At 69.0% G+C, this 19,428-nt stretch carries 16 protein-coding genes; 7 read left to right on the plus strand and 9 right to left on the minus strand.

Annotated elements, in window-relative coordinates; genetic code table 11:
• Positions 1–3: 3 nt before the first annotated feature.
• Positions 4–429, minus strand: coding sequence for an HIT family protein (locus ACTIMO_RS13465; protein ID WP_422390090.1), 426 nt, complete (start codon positions 427–429; stop codon positions 4–6).
• Positions 430–750: 321 nt separating this feature from the next.
• Positions 751–1,578, minus strand: a complete 828-nt coding sequence (locus ACTIMO_RS13470; protein ID WP_055773058.1) for a sulfurtransferase — start codon at positions 1,576–1,578, stop codon at positions 751–753.
• A gap of 150 nt (positions 1,579–1,728) precedes the next feature.
• Between ACTIMO_RS13470 and ACTIMO_RS13475 the strand changes: the two genes are divergently transcribed.
• The gene (locus tag ACTIMO_RS13475; protein WP_422390092.1) at positions 1,729–2,817 is read left to right on the plus strand and encodes a PLP-dependent cysteine synthase family protein; all 1,089 of its coding nucleotides are present in this window, start codon (positions 1,729–1,731) and stop codon (positions 2,815–2,817) included.
• Positions 2,818–2,841: 24 nt separating this feature from the next.
• On the opposite strand, the gene ACTIMO_RS13480 is transcribed toward ACTIMO_RS13475, so the two are convergent.
• Positions 2,842–3,501: an MBL fold metallo-hydrolase gene (locus tag ACTIMO_RS13480; RefSeq protein ID WP_448182729.1), complete on the minus strand. Its 660-nt coding sequence runs from the start codon at positions 3,499–3,501 to the stop codon at positions 2,842–2,844.
• 79 nt (positions 3,502–3,580) lie between these two features.
• Between ACTIMO_RS13480 and ACTIMO_RS13485 the strand changes: the two genes are divergently transcribed.
• From ACTIMO_RS13485 to ACTIMO_RS13495, 3 genes are all read left to right on the plus strand, one after another.
• Positions 3,581–4,111, plus strand: a complete 531-nt coding sequence (locus ACTIMO_RS13485) for a Fur family transcriptional regulator (RefSeq protein ID WP_422390094.1) — start codon at positions 3,581–3,583, stop codon at positions 4,109–4,111.
• 104 nt (positions 4,112–4,215) lie between these two features.
• Entirely contained in the window at positions 4,216–4,743 is a 528-nt protein-coding gene (locus tag ACTIMO_RS13490) for a MarR family winged helix-turn-helix transcriptional regulator (protein ID WP_448182730.1), read from the plus strand.
• Between the two features lie 97 nt (positions 4,744–4,840).
• Positions 4,841–5,380 carry a MarR family winged helix-turn-helix transcriptional regulator gene (locus tag ACTIMO_RS13495; protein WP_055773075.1) on the plus strand — a complete coding sequence of 180 codons (540 nt, stop codon included), beginning with the start codon at positions 4,841–4,843 and terminating at the stop codon, positions 5,378–5,380.
• On the opposite strand, the gene ACTIMO_RS13500 is transcribed toward ACTIMO_RS13495, so the two are convergent.
• From ACTIMO_RS13500 to guaB1, 6 genes are all read right to left on the minus strand, one after another.
• Complete coding sequence (locus ACTIMO_RS13500) at positions 5,349–6,266, minus strand: metal ABC transporter permease (protein ID WP_055773078.1); 918 nt, start codon at positions 6,264–6,266, stop codon at positions 5,349–5,351. The two genes, ACTIMO_RS13495 and ACTIMO_RS13500, sit on opposite strands and share 32 nt — an antisense overlap.
• 3 nt (positions 6,267–6,269) lie before the next feature.
• Complete coding sequence (locus ACTIMO_RS13505; protein WP_422390098.1) at positions 6,270–7,106, minus strand: metal ABC transporter ATP-binding protein; 837 nt, start codon at positions 7,104–7,106, stop codon at positions 6,270–6,272.
• Positions 7,107–7,184: 78 nt separating this feature from the next.
• Positions 7,185–8,159, minus strand: a complete 975-nt coding sequence (locus ACTIMO_RS13510; RefSeq protein ID WP_448182731.1) for a metal ABC transporter solute-binding protein, Zn/Mn family — start codon at positions 8,157–8,159, stop codon at positions 7,185–7,187.
• Positions 8,160–8,257: 98 nt separating this feature from the next.
• On the minus strand, positions 8,258–9,346 hold the full coding sequence (locus ACTIMO_RS13515; protein WP_422390100.1) for a hemolysin family protein: 1,089 nt from the start codon (positions 9,344–9,346) through the stop codon (positions 8,258–8,260).
• On the minus strand, positions 9,343–10,800 hold the full coding sequence (locus ACTIMO_RS13520; protein WP_082471625.1) for a hemolysin family protein: 1,458 nt from the start codon (positions 10,798–10,800) through the stop codon (positions 9,343–9,345). Before ACTIMO_RS13520 ends, ACTIMO_RS13515 begins: the two co-directional genes overlap by 4 nt.
• Positions 10,801–11,090: 290 nt before the next feature.
• Positions 11,091–12,542, minus strand: a complete 1,452-nt coding sequence (gene guaB1 / locus ACTIMO_RS13525) for a GMP reductase (protein WP_448182732.1) — start codon at positions 12,540–12,542, stop codon at positions 11,091–11,093.
• Between the two features lie 271 nt (positions 12,543–12,813).
• On the opposite strand from guaB1, the gene ACTIMO_RS13530 reads away from it, so the two are divergent.
• The 3 genes from ACTIMO_RS13530 to ACTIMO_RS13540 all read left to right on the plus strand — a co-directional run bounded on the left by ACTIMO_RS13530 (position 12,814) and on the right by ACTIMO_RS13540 (position 19,401).
• The gene (locus ACTIMO_RS13530) at positions 12,814–16,668 is read left to right on the plus strand and encodes a multifunctional oxoglutarate decarboxylase/oxoglutarate dehydrogenase thiamine pyrophosphate-binding subunit/dihydrolipoyllysine-residue succinyltransferase subunit (protein WP_448182733.1); all 3,855 of its coding nucleotides are present in this window, start codon (positions 12,814–12,816) and stop codon (positions 16,666–16,668) included.
• 120 nt (positions 16,669–16,788) lie between these two features.
• On the plus strand, positions 16,789–17,388 hold the full coding sequence (locus ACTIMO_RS13535) for a GDSL-type esterase/lipase family protein (protein ID WP_055773093.1): 600 nt from the start codon (positions 16,789–16,791) through the stop codon (positions 17,386–17,388).
• Positions 17,389–17,616: 228 nt separating this feature from the next.
• Entirely contained in the window at positions 17,617–19,401 is a 1,785-nt protein-coding gene (locus tag ACTIMO_RS13540; protein ID WP_055773096.1) for an ABC transporter family substrate-binding protein, read from the plus strand.
• Positions 19,402–19,428 lie beyond the last annotated feature (27 nt).

Raw genomic sequence — 19,428 nt, forward strand, 5'->3', positions numbered from 1 at the left:
CCGTCACACGGGGACCGATTCCCCGTGACCGGCGTCGCGCAGCGCCTGGCGCAGGGTCTCGGCGTGCTGGTCCATGGCCTCCGGCTTCACGGCGAGGTCCACCTTCTTCACGTCGAAGTCCGCCGGTGACTGCGTGGGCCACACGTGGACGTGCAGGTGCGGCACCTCGTAGCCCTCGAGGAGGACGCCGACGCGCTGCGCACCGAAGGCCGACTGCTGCGCCTTCCCGATCGTCTGGGCGACCGTCATGACCTTCGCGAGCGTGTCGGTGTCGGCTTCCAGCCAGTGCTCGATCTCCTGGCGTGGCACGACCAGCGTGTGGCCCGGTGTGATGGGCGCGATCGTCAGGAAGGCGACGACGTCGTCGTCCTGCCAGACGAAGCGGCCGGGGATCTCGCCGTCGATGATCTTCGTGAAGAGCGTGGTCATGGGGACTCCTGGTGGTGCGGCGGTCGGAGCACTGCCCTGGCGCTCCGGCAGGCGGACGGGACCGCGCAGTGGCGGTGGAGCGGGGCGTCCCGGGTTCATACGGAGGACGCTACCGCGCGGCGCAGCTGCGATCCACCACGCGGGACGCGGCACGGCCGGGGTCGACCGTGCCGCGGCGACTGTGCAGCGGAGAACGTGCAGCGACGACCGTGCCGCGGCGACTGCGCTGCGGCGTCGTGTCCTGTGCGCCTCCACGACACAGGAGTGGACGGGCGGGACGAGTGTCGCCGTCGGCACCCGCCCCGCCCGGTCCGCCCGCGGTCAGGCGCCCGTGGCGACCGGAAGCCCCTCCGTGGTCGACCATTGCGACCACGAGCCGGGGAACAGTGCGGCGTCGATGCCCGCGATCTCGAGCGCGGCGATCTGGTGGGCGGCGGTGATCCCCGATCCGCAGTAGACGGCGACCCTCCCCCGGTCGGCGCCCAGGGCATCGAAACGGCGGCGGAGCTCCGCTGCCGGCCGGAAGCGCCGGTCCTCCCCGAGGTTCTCGGTGGTCGGAGCGCTGATGGCACCCGGGATGTGGCCCGCCCGGGGATCGACCGGTTCCAGCTCGCCCCGGAAGCGTTCCGCGGCGCGGGCATCGAGGAGCACGTCGACCAGCGCCGCATCCACGAGGTCCGGCACGTCGACCACCGGCATCCGCCCGGTGGAGAGGTGCACGTTCCCCACGCAGTGGCGCTCCTCCCCGCCCTCGACGTCGAACCCGGCGGCACGCCAGGCGGTCAGACCGCCGTCGAGCAGGCTGACGGAGGTGAAGCCCGCGTCCCGCAGGAGCCACCACAGCCGGGCCGCCGCGAGGTTCCCGGACGCGTCGTAGGCGACCACGGTGTCGCCGTCGTTGAGTCCCCACTGGCGTGCAGCTTCCTGGAGCGCGTCGGCATCCGGGAGCGGATGGCGGCCGAGGCCGGGCCCGCCGGGTGCGCACAGCTGCGTCTCCAGGTCCACGAACACGGCACCGGGTATGTGGGCTGCGCGGTAGTGCTCGTGTCCGTGGGGGTCACCCAGGGACCAGCGCACATCGAGCAGGATCGTCTGCGCACCGGAGGTCATCCGGGCCTGCAGGTCCTGCACATCCATCAGAGTCTTCATCGAGATCTCCTGTCGGGACGGGCGACCGGACCTGCGGTGGTCACCGCGGCCGGTCCTGATGCAGGCCAGTCCACCACACCGCCGTCCCCGCTCCAAGAAGCCCACGCCGGACCTGCAGGACGGCCCTGGCACGGCTTGTAGGCTGGCATCATGCCCAGGTTCAGCGCCGCCGACAGATCGTGGTCCGACGACGCCGTGCGCCGCATCGAGGCGGACGGCAACCGCTCCGCGGACACGCACCTGTTCGCCGTCCCCCTCCCCGAGGAATGGGGCGTCCAGGTCTACCTCAAGGACGAGTCGACGCACCGCACGGGCAGCCTCAAGCACCGCCTCGCCCGGTCCCTGTTCCTGTTCGGCCTGGTCAACGGCTGGATCACGGAGGGGACCACCATCGTGGAGGCTTCCAGCGGCTCCACCGCCGTCTCCGAGGCCTACTTCGCGCAGCTCCTCGGCCTCCCGTTCGTCGCCGTGATGACGGCGACCACGAGCCGCGAGAAGATCGCCCTGATCGAGCAGTACGGCGGCACCTGCCGGTTCGTCGAGCACGCCTCCGACGTCTACGCCGTCGCCGAGACGGTCGCCCGCGAGACGGGCGGACACTACATGGACCAGTTCACCTATGCGGAGCGTGCCACCGACTGGCGGGGGAACAACAACATCGCCGAGTCCATCTTCGACCAGCTCTCCCTCGAACCGCACCCGCTGCCCGCGTGGATCGTGGTGGGAGCGGGCACGGGCGGAACGAGCGCCACGATCGGGCGATACCTGCGCTACCATCGCCACCCCACGCGGCTGGCCGTCGTCGATCCCGAGGGGTCGGCCTTCTACCCGGCGTGGGCGCACCCGGGATCGACGCCCGGCGGCCGTCCGTCACGCATCGAGGGGATCGGCAGGCCCCGTCCGGAACCGAGCTTCGTCCCCTCCGTGATCGACGCGATGATCCAGGTACCGGATGCGGCCTCCGTCGCCGCGGCCCGCCACCTGCGGGCGCTCACCGGCCTGCACGCCGGACCGTCCACCGGGACGAATCTCTGGGGAGTCTGGCAACTCGTGGCCGACCTCGTCGCCGACGGACGGACCGGGAGCATCGTGTCCCTGATGTGCGACTCCGGCGACCGGTACACGGCGACGTACGACGACGACGCCTGGCTCAGGCGCAAGGGCCTGGACCCCGCGGAACCAGCGGCCGTGCTGGAATCGTTCTTCGCCACCGGCCGGTGGCCGCACGACGCGTCCTGAGGGACACGCAGCGGCCTGCGTCCGTCAGACCTCGACGCTCTCCCGCACGTCGAGGTGGCGGAACTCGGTGCCGTAGGGCGCCCCCAGCCGGGTGACCTGGCCCTCGACCATGCCGAGGCCGGCCTCGTTGAGGAGCCCGTCATGGATCTGGTAGGCACGCGCCGCCCGCACGGAGGTCACGAAGTCCACCACCTCGGACAGCTTCGACCAGGGCGCATGCACCGGGACCAGGAGCGTCTGCACCCCGATGCCGTCGGGGACGATCAGCGAGTCGCCCGGATGGTAGACGGATCCGCCGATCAGGTAGCCGACATTGGCGATCATCGGGATGACGGGGTGGATCAGCGCGTGCTGCCCCCCGTAGGTCCTGACGGGGACGCCGGCCGCAGTGAACTCCTCGCCACCGCCCACGGCGTGGACGCGCTCCTCCGAGCCCTCCCCCAGTGCCGCGACCACCGCGTCCGCCGCCGACTGCGGTGCCCAGAGCTCGATCCCCTGGTCGGCCTGGAGGACCGCCACCACGCGGTCCAGCGCGATGTGGTCGGGATGCTCGTGGGTGATCAGCACAGCGGTGGCACCCTGCAGAGCCTCCTCGACCTCCGAGAAGGTGCCGGGGTCGACGACGAGGACGGCGCCGTCCTGCTCGAACCGGACGCACGAGTGGGAGTACTTGGTGAGCTTCATGGCCTCAGACTACTCGCGCCCACGCTGATAATCTTGACTCTGGTCCAGGGCACCCGAGTGCCCGCGGGAAAGGGAGGACATGACGCCCGAGGCGACATCCGCGGCAGCGCGGAAGGCTGCTCACGAGCAGGGACCGCGCACGGCGCGGAACACCGGGACGGGCACGGGACCGGATGCCGAAGCTGCTCCGACCGGCCGCAAGGCCCCCGAGCAACGGGTGACGCGCCAGCGGCGCGCCGTGAGCGCTGCACTGGACGAGCTCGACGACTTCCTGAGCACGCAGGAGCTCCACCGGCTCCTGCACGACCGCGGCGAGTCGGTCTCCCTGGCCACCACCTACCGGATCCTCCAGTCCATGGCCGACGACGGCGTGGTGGACGTCCTGCGGAACGGTGACAACGAAGCGGTGTACCGGCGCTGCGCCGTCGAGCACCACCACCACCACCTGCTCTGCAGGAACTGCGGCAGGACCGTCGAGATCGAAGCCCCTGCCGTCGAGCAGTGGGCCACACGGGTCGCGGCCGAGCACGGCTTCACGGATGCCGCCCACACGGTGGAGATCTACGGACTATGCCCCGAGTGCACTGCTGCGGCAGCTGGCGTCCGATAGGCGTCGGGACGTCGGCGCGACCCGATGAGCCGCCCTGCTGCGTCTACCGCGGCGGAGATCTTCCCGCTGACCGTGTCGGCACCGTCGATTATCCTTGAACGGTGATGTCCTCCGGCAGCTCCGGCCCCAGCGGCGACCGCCCGCAGTCCCCCGCACCCGGCGATCCTGCCGACGCAGGTGCCCTCGCGGACCTGATCGAGGCCGTCCGCCGATACCGCGACGCCGAGGGGTCCATGCGCGGAACGAGCAGGGATTCGATGCATCTCGGGAAGACGGACATGACGGCCCTCCGCCTGATGCTCCGGGCCGGCCGGACCGGCACACCGCTCAGCGCAGCGGCGCTGGCCCGGCAGCTCGAGATCTCCTCGGCCGCCACCACGGTCCTCGTCGACCGGCTCGAGAAGAGCGGCCACGCCGAACGCCGGCGCAGCGCCACCGATCGGCGGGCCATCGAGATCTGGCCGACAGCCACCACCGACGACGAGGTACGGTCCACGATGGGCGTCCTCCACGAACGGATGATGGGTGTCGCCGCTGCTCTCCCTGCCCGGGACTGCGCCACGATCCACCGGTTCCTCCTGCGGCTCGGCGCCGCCATGTCCGGCATGACCGCGGCGGACGGTGCCGCGTAGGCCCTCCCCCGTCAGAACGCCTGGCCGTCGAACCGAGCGCTGGTGGTCCCGGGACCTCCCTAGAGAGATTGACTACTAGATGGTCTAAACTGTCACCATGAAACCTTCGGACGCACGGCAGGGAGCAGGATACTGGTACCCGCCGTCAGGAGAAGGGACCACCGCGGAGGCAGCCACGGGCGTAGACGTCCTGAACGCCCTGCGCGCCTACCGGAACGTGGAGAGCGGCCTTCGGCGACGCCTCAGCCAGCGGCTCAGCATCAACGAGACGGACCTCGGAGCCCTGCGCTACCTGCTCTCCGTCTGGCACCGGGACCAGGGTGCGAGCCCCAAGGATCTCGCTCTCGCGCTGGGAATCTCGAGTGCGTCCACCACGCTCGTGATCGACAGGCTCGAGAAGGCCGGTTTCATCCGTCGTCGCCGGCATCCGGTCGATCGACGTGCGGTGATCCTCGAGCCCGGTGAGCGTGCCACCGACGAGTTCCGCTCGGCGTTCGACATCGAGAAGCAGGGCGTGCTGGCAGCAGCGGACGGACTGACCAGCGAGGAGACCGAGACGGTCACCCGTTTCCTCCGCAGCATGGAGCAGGCGATCGCGGACGCCGTCAGCCAGCCGGAGCGCTCGCAGGACGCCTGACACCCCGGCCCGGCTCCGCACCCGCCGTGCCCCGACGTGATCCCCGCCGCGACCTCCTCGACGAGATGACACGGCATGCGAGGTAGATGGCGAACGAGATCGTCGTGACGTACGGGCTGATGGGGATGCGTCCGCCCAGGGCGAGGAGGATTCCGCCCACCACCGAGACGCAGGCGAAGCTCACGCTGAGCAGCACCACCAGGCCGGGGGCCGAGGTGACCTTGAGGGCGGCGGCCGCAGGCGTGATGAGCAGGGCCAGCACCAGGAGCGCCCCGACCACCTGGATGGAGAGGGCCACCGAGACCCCGAGCAGCACCATGAAGAGGATCGACAGCCCGCGGACGGGCACACCGCGTGCCTCCGCGAGATCCGCGTCGGCACTGGCGAAGGTCAGGGGACGCCAGATCGCGGCCAGCGCGAGCATCACGACGACGGCGCATCCGACCAGGAGGTTCAGCTGCACATCGTCGACGGAGACGATCTGCCCGGTCAGCAGTCCGAACTTGTTGGCTGCCCTCCCCTCGTAGAGCGCGAGGAAGAGGATGCCGAGCCCCAGACCGAACGGCATGACGACGCCGATGATCGAATTGCGGTCGCGCGCCCGGATGCCCATCAGTCCCAGGGTGAGGGCGGCGAGGACGGACCCGACGAGGGAACCCGCCACCACGTTCGCCCCGACCAGCAGGGCGAAGGCGGCGCCGGCGAAGGACAGTTCAGCGATCCCGTGCACGGCGAACGCGAGGTCGCGCATCATCACGAAGGTGCCGATGAGTCCGCCGAGCAGTCCCAGCACGGCTCCCGCGATCAGTGAGTTCCTGACGAGCGGGAGGAGCTGGGCGTAGTTGTCGAAGGTGAAGACTGCGCTGATGACGTCCTGGAGATCCATGGGCTAGGCGCTTTCGTGGTGGTGCGTGGTGGCGTCCGGAAGGCCGACGACGATGATGCGGCCGTTGCTGTGCAGGACCTCCACGGGGCTGTTGTAGAGGTCCGACAGAACCTCGCCCGTCATGACCTCCTCGGGCGTGCCCACCCGGAACTCGCCGTCGGCCAGGTAGAGCACCCGGTCCACGTACTCGATGACGGGGTTGATCTCGTGGGTCACGAAGACCACGGCGCTGTTCTTCTCATGGCTCTGCCGGTTGATGAGCGAGCTGACCGCCTGCTGATGGTGCAGGTCGAGCGAGAGCAACGGCTCGTCGCACAGGAGGACGGCCGGATCCGAGGCCAGCGCCTGCGCTGCGCGGAGTCGCTGCTGCTCGCCGCCGGACAGCAGTCCGACCGGCGCGTCCGCGTACGTCTCGGCCCCGACGTCGCGCAGGAGCCGGTCGACCCGCGCGTTGTAGGCGCTGCTGCGCAGCCGGACACCCCAGCGGTGCCCGTCCACGCCGAGGCCCACGAGGTCCCTGGCCCGCAGCGGCGTGTCCGGCGGGAAGGATTTCTGCTGCGGGATGTACCCGAGGGTCCGGCTGCCGCGGGCGATGGGCCGGCCCTCGATCAGCGCGGTCCCGGTGTCGAGCTGCTGCAGACCGAGAAGCACCTTGAGGAAGCTGGTCTTGCCCGAGCCGTTCGGACCGAGGACGGCGAAGAACTCCCCGGGCATGATGTCGAGGTCCAGTCCCTTCCACAGGGTGCGGCCGCCGAACGAGAGCGCTGCCCCGCGCAGGCTGATGGCCGGCTGATCCCCACCCTGGGAGGAGGGGCTCTGCCGGGGCAACGTCGAGGTCATGCGGGGCGGCTTCCAGTCTGTCGTGGAGGTGGCGGTGGAGGGTTCCGACCACCACTCCGGTTTCTCGGTCTGACGGCCTCAGCCCTCGAGGGCGGCCTCGACGGTGTCCGTGTTGGCCGTCATCCAGGACACGTAGTCCTCGCCGTCGGGCAGTGTCTCGGTGAAGTCGAGCACCGGGAGGCCGGCGCCGTCAGCGGCCGAGCGGACCGCTTCCGTCTGCGATCCCTCGGTCTGGTCATTGTAGGCAAGGAAGGCCAGCCGGCCACCGCTGACGAGGTCCTTCATCTCGTTCAGGGCAGCCACCGGGACGTCGGACTCCTCCTCGACCGCTTCGCTGAACCCCTCCGGAGTGACGTTCTCGAGGCCAGCCGCCTCCAGCAGGTACACGGGAACGGGTTCCGTGACCGCGACCTCCCTGCCAGCCCTCTCGGCGGCCAACGCGGCCAGGCGGTCCTGAACGGGCTGCACCTCCGCCGCGAAGGCGTCGGCGCGCTCCTGGTAGGCGTCGGCGTTGACCTCGTCGAGTCGTCCGAGCTCATCCGCGATCGCACCGGCCAGGGTGACCATGGCCGGCAGGTCGTACCAGACGTGCTCGTTGAACGCGCCGTGGCCGTGGTCCTCCCCGTCGGCGTGGTCGTCCTCCGCCTCGTCGGCGTGCTCCCCGGTCCCGGCGGCCTCGTCGAGTCCCGACAGGTCGACGGCGTTCAGCACCGTCCCCACCCCGGTCTCCTCCGCGAGGCGGCCGAGGAAGGCGTCGTACCCTCCCCCGTTCTCGATCACGAGGTCCGCCTCGGAGACGGACAGCTTGTCCTGCACCGTCGCCTCGTACGAGTGCGGATCCTGGCTGAGGCTGTCGACGATCGAGGTGACCTCGACGTCGTCGCCCCCGACCACCGCGGCGATGTCCCCGTAGACGTTCGTCGACGTCACGATCGAGAGACCCCCCTCGGCCCCGGAGGACCCGGCGTCCGGGGTCCCGGCTCCACAGGCGGTGAGGCCGAGGGCCGACACCGCGAGCAGGGCCGTCACGGCGAGAGGACGGGCAGCAGGCATGAAGGACCTCGATCGGGCTATTGAGAATTGTTTACGTTAGCGAATCGAGTCTAGCCGACACGCGAACCGTTCGCATGTCGCACTCAGCCACCCCTCCGTCAGGCGACTGTCGCCTCGGTTCCGTTGACGCCCTCTCCCGATCGCCGCGCGCCATGGTTCTGCGTCGCATCGCGGATCTCGCCGATCAACTGCTCGATCACGTCCTCGAGGAACAGCACGCCACGGGTCGCGCCGTCGGACCCGAGCACGCGCGCCACGTGGGAGCCCGTGCGCTGCATCACGGCCAGCGCATCCTCGATCTCGTCGCTGAGAGCGAGATTGGCGAGGGTGCGGACCTTGTTCTCGGTGATCGGTCTGCGGTACATCGCCTGCGGCATGGACATGATGTCCTTCAGGTGCATGTATCCCGTCAGGTTGCCGTGCTCGTCCACCATCACGAACCGCGAGAAACCGGTGCGGCCCACGGCCCGCTCGAAGTCCTCGGGCGTCGCATCGGTCCGGATCGTCACCAGCTCGGTGAGGGGAATCATGGTGGTCTCGGCCGTCTGCCCGGAGAACTCGAGCGCGCTGGTGATCAGTCCGGACTCGTCGTCGACCAGGCCGCTCTTCGTCGACTCCTCGACGATCGACTGCACCTCCTCGAGCGTGTAGGTCGAGGACACCTCGTCCTTCGGTTCCACCTTCATGGCTCGCAGGATATGGTTCGCAGCCCAGTTGAGGGAGGAGATCACCGGGTTGACGATCCGGGCGATCATGACGAGCGGTGGCGCCAGCAGCAGCGCCGCCTTGTCGGCGACGGACACCGAGATGTTCTTCGGCACCATCTCCCCGAACGTGACGTGCAAGAACGTGACGAGCAGCAGGGCCAGCGCGAACGCCACACCGTCGGCCAGTCCCTCGGGAACACCGACGGCTTCGAACGGCACCACGAACAGATGGTGGATGGCCGGCTCCGCGACCTGGAGGATGAGCAGCGAGCACACCGTGATGCCGAGCTGGGAACAGGCCAGCATGAGGGACACGTGCTCCATCGCCCAGATGGTGGTGCGCGCCCGCTTCGAGCCTGCATCGGCCAGAGGCTCGATCTGGCTGCGGCGTGCCGACATCACCGCGAACTCGGCGCCGACGAAGAAGGCGTTGCCCATCAGGAGGACGACGAGCCAGACGATCCCTGCCCAGTCGCTCATCGGTGGTCCTTCCCGTCGGAGGTGCTCCCCGCGAGGGCGGGAGTCCCGGTGCGTGGCGGTCGCGTCTCGTCGGTGACCGGCCGGTGTTCGGGGACGACGGCGCGGTCCGGGGCATCGTCAGCGGCGCTGTCGGATCCGTCCGGCTCGGGCGGTCCCTGGACCGGCGTCGGCCGGAACTGGACGCGGTCGATCCGCCGTCCGTCCATGCGCTCGACCGTGAGCGTCCCGGCCGGGACGCTGACGACGTCGCCCGCCTCGGCGACGCGGCCGAGTTCGGCGAGGATGAACCCGGCGACCGTCTCGTACCCTGCCTCGTCCGGCACCACGAGGTCGGGGATCTGCAGGGTGACCTCGTCAGGTCGCATGAGACCGGGGAAGAACCAGTCGCCGGCCGCGCTCTGGAGCACACCGGGCTTGAGCTTGTCGTGCTCGTCCTTCACCTCGCCCACGATCTCCTCGACGAGATCCTCGAGCGTCGCGACTCCCGCCGTCCCGCCGTATTCGTCCAGCACGACGGCGAGTTGCAGGTTGGCCTCCCGGAGTTCGCTGAGCAACGAGTCCAGGTGGACGGTCTCCGGCACGCGCAGCACGTCGGTCATGATGGTCCCTGCTGGTAGGTCGGCCCGCTTGTGACGGGGGACGGAGACGGCCTTCTTCACGTGGACCACGCCACGGATGTCATCGGCGGACTCACCGATGAGTGGGAACCGCGAGTAGCCCGTGCGCCGGGCGGCCTCGACGACATCGGCGACCGTCTGGTCGGAGTCGATGACCTCCATGCGGATCCGCGGCGTCATGACGTCCGCGGCCGTGCGCTCGGAGAAGCTGAAGGTGCGTGCCAGGAAGGTGGCGGTGGACTGGTCGAGCGTTCCCATCTCGGCGGAACGACGGACCAGGGACGAGAGTTCGGACGGCGTGCGCGCGCCCGAGATCTCCTCCTTCGCCTCGAGTCCGAACACGTTGAGGACCCGGTTCGAGAACCCGTTGAGCACGACGATGGCCGGCTTGAAGACCGCCGTGAACAGCAGCTGCGGCCGCGCGAGTGCCTTGCCCACCCGGAACGGCAGGGCGATGGAGAGGTTCTTGGGGACGAGCTCGCCGATCAGCATCGAGAGCAGGGTGGCGAGCACCATCGCGATGACGATCGAGGAGGACGCCACGAGCGCCTCCGAGAGCCCGAGGGACGTCAGCGGACCCTCGAGGAGCCGCCCGACGGACGGCTCCATCACGTAACCGGTCAGCAGGGTGGTCATCGTGATGCCCAGCTGGCAGCTCGAGAGCTGCGTGGAGAGGGACTTCAGGCAACGGAGCAGCGGTTCGGCCCTGGTGTCGCCGTCGTCGACCGCCCGCTGGACGTAGGTCTGGTCGAGCGCGACGAGTGCGAACTCCACCGCCACGAAGAATCCCGTCCCGAGGACGAGGAGTACGCCGGCGGCGAGATAGATCCATTCCACCGCTGCTACCCCTTCCCGGTCGGGCGGGACAGGGATCGCAGCGGTCCCCGTCTGAGGGGGTCCGCGGCGTCCGTCGGCAGTGGCACCGGGCCGTGGTCCGCGTCGGCGGGAGGTCCGGCCTGCGGGCCGGACAGCGCATGGGCAAGGAGAGAGGGGATGCCGGCGTCGAGCCGGCCCCTAGAAGGACTGTCCATAAGACGGCCAGTTTACCGGCTCCGCCCTTCTCCGCCACACGCGATTCCGCTGACCGCGATCGCACCGATCCGTGCCGGCCACCGGCCCCGCGCGCCCTACCAGCTCTGCTGGAGCGGACGGCCCTCCTCGTAGCCGGCAGCCGACTGCACGCCGACGACGGCGCGCTCACGGAACTCGGCCAGGGACGCGGCGCCCGCATAGGTCATGGAGCTGCGCACGCCGGCGGTGATCATGTCCAGCAGGTCCTCCACCCCGGGCCGGGCGGGGTCGAGGTACATCTTGGACGTCGAGATGCCTTCCTCGAACAGACCCTTGCGGGCACGGGCGAAGACGTCGTCGCGCCGTGTCCGGTTCTGGACCGCCCGCGCCGAGGCCATGCCGAAACTCTCCTTGTAGCGCCGGCCGTTGCTGTCGGTCTGCAGGTCGCCGGGGCTCTCGTACGTGCCGGCGAACCAGGAACCGATCATCACCTGGCTGGCTCCCGCGGCGAGCGCGAGGGCGACGTCGCGGGGGTGGCGCACCCCCCCGTCGGCCCATACGTGGGCGCCGAGGTCGGCGGCGGCACGGGCGCACTCGTACACCGCGGAGAACTGGGGACGGCCGACGGCCGTCATCATGCGGGTGGTGCACATGGCACCGGGGCCCACGCCGACCTTGACGATCGACGCGCCGGCCGCGACGAGGTCGCGTACTCCCTCGGCGCTGACCACGTTGCCCGCGACGATCGGCACCGTGGGATGCAGTCCCCGCACGACCGCGAGCGCGTCCAGCATCTTCCGCTGGTGGCCGTGGGCGGTGTCGACGACGAGCACGTCGACACCCGCATCCAGCAGGGCGGCCGTCTTCGCCTCGACGTCCCCGTTGATGCCCACCGCCGCGGCCACCCGCAACCTCCCCGCTCCATCGAGCGCGGGATCGTAGATGGTGGAGCGGAGTGCGCCGGTGCGGGTGACAACGCCCTGCAGGACGCCGTCGCGCACCACCGGCGCGAGCGAGCTGCGCGCACCGTCGAGGTCCTCGAACGCCTTCTGCAGCGCGGCCGCGGGGTCGGCGTCGAACAGGGCCGCATCGAACGCCGCCGGGGCGGGTCGCATCACGGACTCGAGGGAGGCGAACCGGTCCACCTCCTCGCAGTCGGCCGCGTTGACCACCCCCACGCAGGTCCCGCCGTCGTCGACGACGAGCACCGCTCCGTGCGCGCGCTTGTACATGAGGTGCAGCGCGTCGATCACGGTGCTGCCCGGACGGAGCTTCAGCGGCGTCTCGAAGACGGGATGCCGTTCCTTGACCCAGGACGTGACCTCCGCGATCACCTCGGTCGGCACATCCTGCGGCAGTACCCCGAGACCTCCGCGGCGCGCGACCGTCTCGACCATGCGGCGCCCCGTGACCGCGGTCATGTTCGCGACGACGAGGGGGATGGTGGTGCCCGTCCCGTCATCGGAGGAGAGATCGACGTCGAACCGGGAGACGACCTCGGACGCGGACGGAACGAGGAAGACGTCCGAGTAGGTGAGATCGGTGGTGGGCGGGGTGATGAAGCGCATGGTGTCCCTGTCTCGACGGCGGGGTGAGCGGCGGGCTGAGCGACCGCGTGGACGGCCGCAAAAAGTCTAGTGCGTCGACCGCGCCGCTCCCACTCCGGGCACCGCCCACGGGCCGTTCGCGGCACCCGCCCGGGAGGGTACCCGGGCGACGCGCCTGATTGGATTGTTCGTCAGTCCTGTCACTACACTTGGACAGGGTCCGGACACGGCTTCGCGCCGATCCTGCCGACCGCTCCGCGCTCAGGGCAACTTACGGAAGAGGCGTTTACACGTGCCAGAACAGACCAGCCACCGGTTACCTGAAGAATTCGGCGGGAACGAGTGGCTTGTTGACGAACTCTACGAGCAGTTCCAGAAGGACCGCCACTCGGTCGACCGGAAGTGGTGGGAGCTCTTCGATTCGTTCGATGCGGAGTCGGCGCCTGCGGAGAACGGACGCCCCTCGGCGTCGAAGCCCGCCGATCCCGCGACCGCACCCGCGTCGACCAGGCCCCAGGCCCCTGCTGCCGGAAGCCCCACATCGTCGGTGACGGCCCATCCGCCGACCAAGGAACTCCCCGTCGTCACGGCGGAGGCACCCGCACCCAAGGCGTCGGGCGAGAGCCCGGCCAGTACGCAGGAGAGCGGCAAGCCTCCCGTGGCGAAGGAACCGGCCAGGAAGCCCGAGACCTCCCGCGAGGAGAAGTCCGCCGCAAAGCCCATCCCCGCGCAACTCCCGGCCTCGGACCGGAATGCCGAGATGGACGAGAACAAGGTCAGTGTGCTGCGTGGACCCGCCAAGGCGATCGCCACGAACATGGAGGCCAGCCTCACCGTCCCGACCGCGACCAGCGTCCGCGCCATCCCCGCGAAGCTGCTGATCGACAACCGCGTGGTCATCAACAGCAACCTCGCGCGCGCCCGGGGCGGCAAGGTCTCGTTCACACACCTCATCGGCTACGCGATCATCCGGGCGCTGGCCCAGTTCCCCTCGCAGAACGTCTACTACGACGTGATCGACGGCAAGCCGTCCGCCGTGCAGCCCGCGCACGTGAACTTCGGTCTCGCCATCGACATGCCGAAGCCGGACGGCACGCGCTCGCTCGTGGTGCCGAACATCAAGAAGGCCGAGACCATGAACTTCTCGGAGTTCTGGCACGCCTACGAGGCCCTCGTGAGGAAGGCCCGCGCGGGCAAGCTCGGTGCCGACGACTACGCCGGCACCACGGTGTCCCTTACCAATCCCGGCGGGATCGGGACGGTGCACTCCGTGCCCCGGCTCTCCAAGGGACAGGCCTGCATCATCGGAGCGGGCGCCCTCGAGTACCCCGCCGAGTTCCAGGGTTCGAGCGAGAAGACCCTGGCCAAGCACGCCATCAGTAAGACGATCACGCTGACCTCGACCTACGACCACCGCGTCATCCAGGGCGCGGGCAGTGGCGAGTTCCTGCGGATCATCCACCAGCTCCTGCTGGGTGAGCAGGGCTTCTACGACGAGATCTTCGAGTCGCTGCGGATCCCCTACGAGCCGGTGCGCTGGAGTGCCGACATCCAGGTGGATCCGATGGACCAGATCAACAAGGTCGCCCGGATCCAGCAGCTCATCCACGCCTACCGCGTGCGTGGTCACCTCATGGCGGACACGAACCCCCTCGAGTACGTGCAGCGCAAGCACGCCGATCTCGACATCCGCACGCACGGCCTGACGCTGTGGGACCTCGACCGCGAGTGGCCGACCGGCGGCTTCGGCGGCCAGCCGATGCTCAAGTTCCGCGACATGCTCGGCGTCCTCCGCGATGCCTACTGCCGCACCACGGGCATCGAGTACATGCACCTGCAGGACCCCACCGAGCGGCAGTGGTTCCAGGACGAGCTGGAGCACCCCTACTCCAAGCCGAGCCGCGAGGAGCAGCTGCGCATCCTGCACAAGCTGAATTCCGCGGAGGCCTTCGAGACCTTCCTGCAGACGAAGTTCGTCGGGCAGAAGCGCTTCTCCCTCGAGGGCGGCGAGTCGCTGATCCCGCTGCTCGACGCCGTCATCTCCGGAGCAGCGGACGACGGCCTCGACGAGGTCGCGATCGGCATGGCCCACCGCGGCCGCCTGAACGTGCTGACGAACATCGCCGGCAAGACCTACGCGCAGGTCTTCCGCGAGTTCGAGGGCACCCAGGACCCGCGCTCCGTCCAGGGGTCCGGCGACGTGAAGTACCACCTCGGCACCGAGGGGACCTTCACCTCCGACGCCGGCAACGAGACGAAGGTCTACCTGGCTGCGAACCCCTCGCACCTCGAGGCCGTCGACCCCGTGCTCGAGGGCATCGTCCGCGCCAAGCAGGACCTGCTCGACCAGGGCGAGACCTTCCCCGTGCTGCCGATCCTCATCCACGGCGACGCGGCCTTCGCGGGCCAGGGCGTCGTCGCGGAGACCCTGAACCTCTCGCAGCTGCGCGGCTACCGCACGGGCGGCACCATCCATGTGATCGTCAACAACCAGGTCGGCTTCACCACGAGCCCGACGTCGTCGCGCTCGTCCGTGTACTCGACGGACGTCGCGAAGATGGTGCAGGCGCCGATCTTCCACGTGAACGGGGACGATCCCGAGGCCGTGGTGCGCGTGGCGCAGATGGCCTACCAGTTCCGTCAGCGCTTCAACAAGGACGTCGTCATCGACATGGTGTGCTACCGCCGCCGCGGGCACAACGAGGGTGACGACCCCTCGATGACGCAGCCGATGATGTACAACCTCATCGAGGCGAAGCGCTCGGTCCGCAAGCTCTACACCGAGGCGCTGATCGGCCGCGGGGACATCACGCAGGAGGAGGCGGAGCAGGCGCTCCGTGACTACCAGGAACGCCTCGAGCGCGTGTTCGCGGAGACACACGCGGCACAGACCTCGCCGATCCCCGTGGTCACGAAGGATCCCCAGGCCGTGTCCGACCTCGAGCGTCCCTACGCCCAGCAGGCCGACGGCGCCACGGGCGATGCTCCGCAGACGGCGATCAGCGCGGAGACGCTGGCTCACATCGGCGCCGCGCACACCTCGATCCCCGACGGCTTCACCGTCCACCCCAAGCTGAAGGCCCTCCTGGAGAAGCGTGAGCAGATGTCGCGCGAGGGTGGCATCGACTGGGGCTTCGGCGAGATCGCGGCCTTCGGCTCGCTGCTCATGGAAGGCGTGCCCGTGCGGCTCGCCGGCCAGGACTCCCGACGCGGCACCTTCGTGCAGCGCCACGCGGTCTTCCACGACCGCGCGACGGGCCACGAGTGGCTGCCCCTGGACGACCTCGCCCAGGACCAGGCGAAGTTCTGGGTCTACGATTCGCTGCTCAGCGAGTACGCGGCGATGGGCTTCGAGTACGGCTACTCCGTGGAGCGGCCCGATGCACTCGTGATCTGGGAGGCGCAGTTCGGCGACTTCGTCAACGGTGCGCAGACGATCATCGACGAGTTCATCAGCTCGGCGGAGCAGAAGTGGGGCCAGCGGTCCTCGCTGGTCCTCATGCTCCCGCACGGTTACGAGGGGCAGGGGCCGGACCACTCGTCCGCCCGGATCGAACGGTTCCTCCAGATGTGCGCCGAGCAGAACATGGTGGTCGCCAATCCCAGCAGCGCGGCGTCCCACTTCCACCTGCTGCGCCGCCACGCGTACACCCGGCCGCGGAAGCCCCTGGTGATCTTCACGCCGAAGCAGCTGCTCCGCCTCAAGGGTGCCGCGAGCTCGGTCGACGACTTCACGCAGGGCACGTTCCGCCCGGTCATCCCCGACACGCTCGGAACCGCGGGCAAGGACGTCGAGCGCGTGATCATGGTGTCCGGCAGGCTGTACTACGACCTGCTGGCCTCACGGCAGAAGCTCGACGACGACCGGACGGCCATCGTCCGCGTCGAGCAGCTCTACCCGCTGCCCGTCGAGGAGATCCGGGCCGCCGTCGGCGCGTACCCCGATGCCGAGCTCGTGTGGGCACAGGACGAGCCGGCGAACCAGGGGCCGTGGCCGTTCATCGGCCTGAACCTGCCGCAGGAGCTGGACCGGCCCCTCAGGCTCGCCAGCCGACCGGCCTCGGCCTCGACCGCCACAGGATCGGCCAAGAACCACGCGATCGAGCAGGAGCTGCTCATCAAGAAGGCGTTCGGCCGGCAGAAGTAAGCGATCAGTATGATGTCAGGTGGGGCTCACGGCCCCACCTGATGTCTTTAAGGGATCGAGGCCGGCAGGCAGCGCCGCCGGACCCACCCGTACACCGACGACCAGCACACCGAGGGACCAGTGGAACAACGCAGAATCCGGCTAGCAGCAGTGGGCGACGAACTCCTCGCGGGCATCGGTGATCCCCGCGCCCTCGGCTGGCTCGGTCGCGTCATGGCCCGCACGCGCCCCGACAATGCCGTGGTCGAGGCGTTCAGCCTCCCCGCCCCCGCGGAGGGCACGGAAGCGCTGGCGAACCGCTGGTTGCAGGAGGCCGGCCGCCGCTTCGCGGACGGACACGATAACCGTCTGGTCATCGGTCTGTCGGACCGCGACCTCGATCTCGACCTCTCCACCGCCCGCAGTCGGCTCAACCTCGCGAACATCCTCGACGGCGCGTCCCAGACGAGCGTGAAGGTCCTGGTGGTCGGGCCGCCCCCCGGCCTCGACGCCGAGCGGAACAGGCGCCTGGCCGACCTGTCCGCAGCCTTCGGGGATGTCACCACGCGACGCAAGCACGTCTTCGTCGACACGTTCACCCCGCTGCTGGCACACGAGCAGTGGCGGCATGACCTCGCCGCGAACGGCGGCACCCCGGGACAGGCCGGATACGGCCTGATGGCGTGGCTGGTGCTGCACCGGGGCTGGTTCCAATGGCTCGAGGTGCCCGCGCCAGAGTAGACCCGCATCGCGCGGAAAGGCCCCGATGACACGCCGTCGTCGGGGCTTTCGCGTTCCTCAGAGGCCTTATATTTCACAGAGGTAACGAATGGGTTATCAATGGTTCACTGAGTGTCTAGAGGCAACGATCGTTCGCTATGCTGGCCCAGTGTGATTGCCGTCACTGCCGCAATCCGCCTCGGGGGACATGACTGCGTCCCTCGCGCCTAGCACAGTAAGGACTATCGAATGCGTAATAAGCGCACCTTGACGCTCGCCGCACTGTCCATCGGAGCGCTCATGCTGAGTGCCTGTGGATCGGCGGGCGGAACCGCTGAGACCCCGGCATCGGAAGGCGCCTCGGAAGACCTGGCGACCACCATCAACATCGCGATCAGCCAGGCCCCCACGGGCTACAACGGCAACACCGCCAGCACCAACTCGGTCTACAACACCTACGTGGACAACCTGACGTCGGCAGGCTTCGCAGCCTTCACTGCAGCGGGCGAGCTGGAACCGAACACCGAGTTCGGCACGTACGAGAAAACCAGCGACGATCCGCTGACCGTCAAATACACCATCAACGAAGATGCTGTGTGGTCCGACGGCACGCCGATCGACTTCGACGACGTGCTGCTGACCTGGGCGGCCCTGTCCGGCACCCACCCGAGCGGCGAGACCGACCCCGAGACGGGCGAGGAAGCCGACATCTTCCAGGCCGCGTCGACCAACGGCTTCGCGCTCATGGAGAAGATCGAGGGCGAGCCCGGTGCGAAGGAGTTCGAGACCGTCTTCTCCGAGCCCTACGCGGACTGGGAAGCGCTGCTCACCCCGGGCACACTGATGCCCGCGCACGTCGCCGCTGAACAGGGCGGCATGTCCCCCGAGGGCGACGGCGCCGAACTGGTCGAAGCCATCCAGGCGGACGACATCGAGGCCCTCAAGCCGGTCGCCGAGTTCTGGAACGCGGGCTGGAACTACGAGGTGGACCTCCCGACCCTGCCCGACACCGCGCTGCTGCCCTCGTCCGGCCCCTACAAGCTGGACAACGCGGTCAACGGCACCCTGACCCTGGTCAAGAACGACCAGTACTGGGGCGAGGAGCGCGCAGGCAAGACCGACACCATGGTCTTCAAGACCATCGTCGACGAGGAAGCGGTGCAGGCACTGCAGAACGGTGACGTCGACGTCATCGATCCCTCGAGCCCCACGGTCGACACCAAGGCTGCGCTCGAGCAGATCGGCGAGAACGTCACGGTCGACACCGGGACATCGCTCACCTTCTCGCACATCGACCTGGACCAGCGTCCCGGAGCGGTCTTCGAGGACGTCAAGGTGCGCCAGGCCTTCCAGGCCTGCGTGCCCCGCGCGGACATGGTCGACAAGTTCGTCACCCCGATCGACCCCGAGGGTACGGTCATGAACCTCCGCGAGTACCAGCCGGGACAGCCCGACTACGACACGGTCCTCGATGGTGCCCCTGCCGCCCAGAGCGACGGGACCGCCGACATCGAAGGCGCCAAGGCCCTCCTTGCCGAAGCAGGCAAGACCGAGCCCGTCAAGGTGTCCCTCATGTTCGCCTCGACCAGCCAGCTCCGCGCCGACATGGTCGCCCTCGTCAAGGACTCCTGCGACAAGGCCGGCTTCGAGATCATCCCGCAGCCCGAGGCCGAGTGGAGCGCGAAGCTCTCGCAGCCCGGGTCATGGGACGCCGTCATCTTCGGCTGGTCCGGTTCGGGTCTCGTGGCCTCGGGTGAGTCCATCTACATCTCCGAGGGCGAGCAGAACTTCGGCGGCTACGCCGACGAAGAGGTCGACCGGCTGTGGAGCGAGATCGTCACCAACACCGACGAGGAGCAGGTCGTCCCGCTCAAGACCGAGATGGAACAGCGCCTCGCGGAGACCCAGTACAACGTGGTGCTCTACGCGAACGCAGACATCATCGGGTACTCCTCCAAGCTCCAGGGCGTGGAACTGAACCCGACGCAGACCGGCATCACCTGGAATGCCTACAGCTGGACGAAGCAGAACTGATCGCTCATTCCGGCTGACGCATGAAGA

This window comes from Arthrobacter sp. CP30 (assembly GCF_053470025.1).

Bases quoted from the DNA above. Each gene is read 5' to 3' on its own strand.
- ACTIMO_RS13465 (WP_422390090.1), bottom strand. From the start codon at position 429: ATGACCACGCTCTTCACGAAGATCATCGACGGCGAGATCCCCGGCCGC.
- guaB1 (WP_448182732.1), bottom strand. From the start codon at position 12,542: ATGCGCTTCATCACCCCGCCCACCACCGATCTCACCTACTCGGACGTC.
- ACTIMO_RS13490 (WP_448182730.1), top strand. From the start codon at position 4,216: ATGTCCTCCGGCAGCTCCGGCCCCAGCGGCGACCGCCCGCAGTCCCCC.
- ACTIMO_RS13495 (WP_055773075.1), top strand. From the start codon at position 4,841: ATGAAACCTTCGGACGCACGGCAGGGAGCAGGATACTGGTACCCGCCG.
- ACTIMO_RS13485 (WP_422390094.1), top strand. From the start codon at position 3,581: ATGACGCCCGAGGCGACATCCGCGGCAGCGCGGAAGGCTGCTCACGAG.
- ACTIMO_RS13515 (WP_422390100.1), bottom strand. From the start codon at position 9,346: ATGAGCGACTGGGCAGGGATCGTCTGGCTCGTCGTCCTCCTGATGGGC.
- ACTIMO_RS13510 (WP_448182731.1), bottom strand. From the start codon at position 8,159: ATGCCTGCTGCCCGTCCTCTCGCCGTGACGGCCCTGCTCGCGGTGTCG.
- ACTIMO_RS13475 (WP_422390092.1), top strand. From the start codon at position 1,729: ATGCCCAGGTTCAGCGCCGCCGACAGATCGTGGTCCGACGACGCCGTG.
- ACTIMO_RS13480 (WP_448182729.1), bottom strand. From the start codon at position 3,501: ATGAAGCTCACCAAGTACTCCCACTCGTGCGTCCGGTTCGAGCAGGAC.
- ACTIMO_RS13470 (WP_055773058.1), bottom strand. From the start codon at position 1,578: ATGAAGACTCTGATGGATGTGCAGGACCTGCAGGCCCGGATGACCTCC.
- ACTIMO_RS13540 (WP_055773096.1), top strand. From the start codon at position 17,617: ATGCGTAATAAGCGCACCTTGACGCTCGCCGCACTGTCCATCGGAGCG.
- ACTIMO_RS13500 (WP_055773078.1), bottom strand. From the start codon at position 6,266: ATGGATCTCCAGGACGTCATCAGCGCAGTCTTCACCTTCGACAACTAC.
- ACTIMO_RS13505 (WP_422390098.1), bottom strand. From the start codon at position 7,106: ATGACCTCGACGTTGCCCCGGCAGAGCCCCTCCTCCCAGGGTGGGGAT.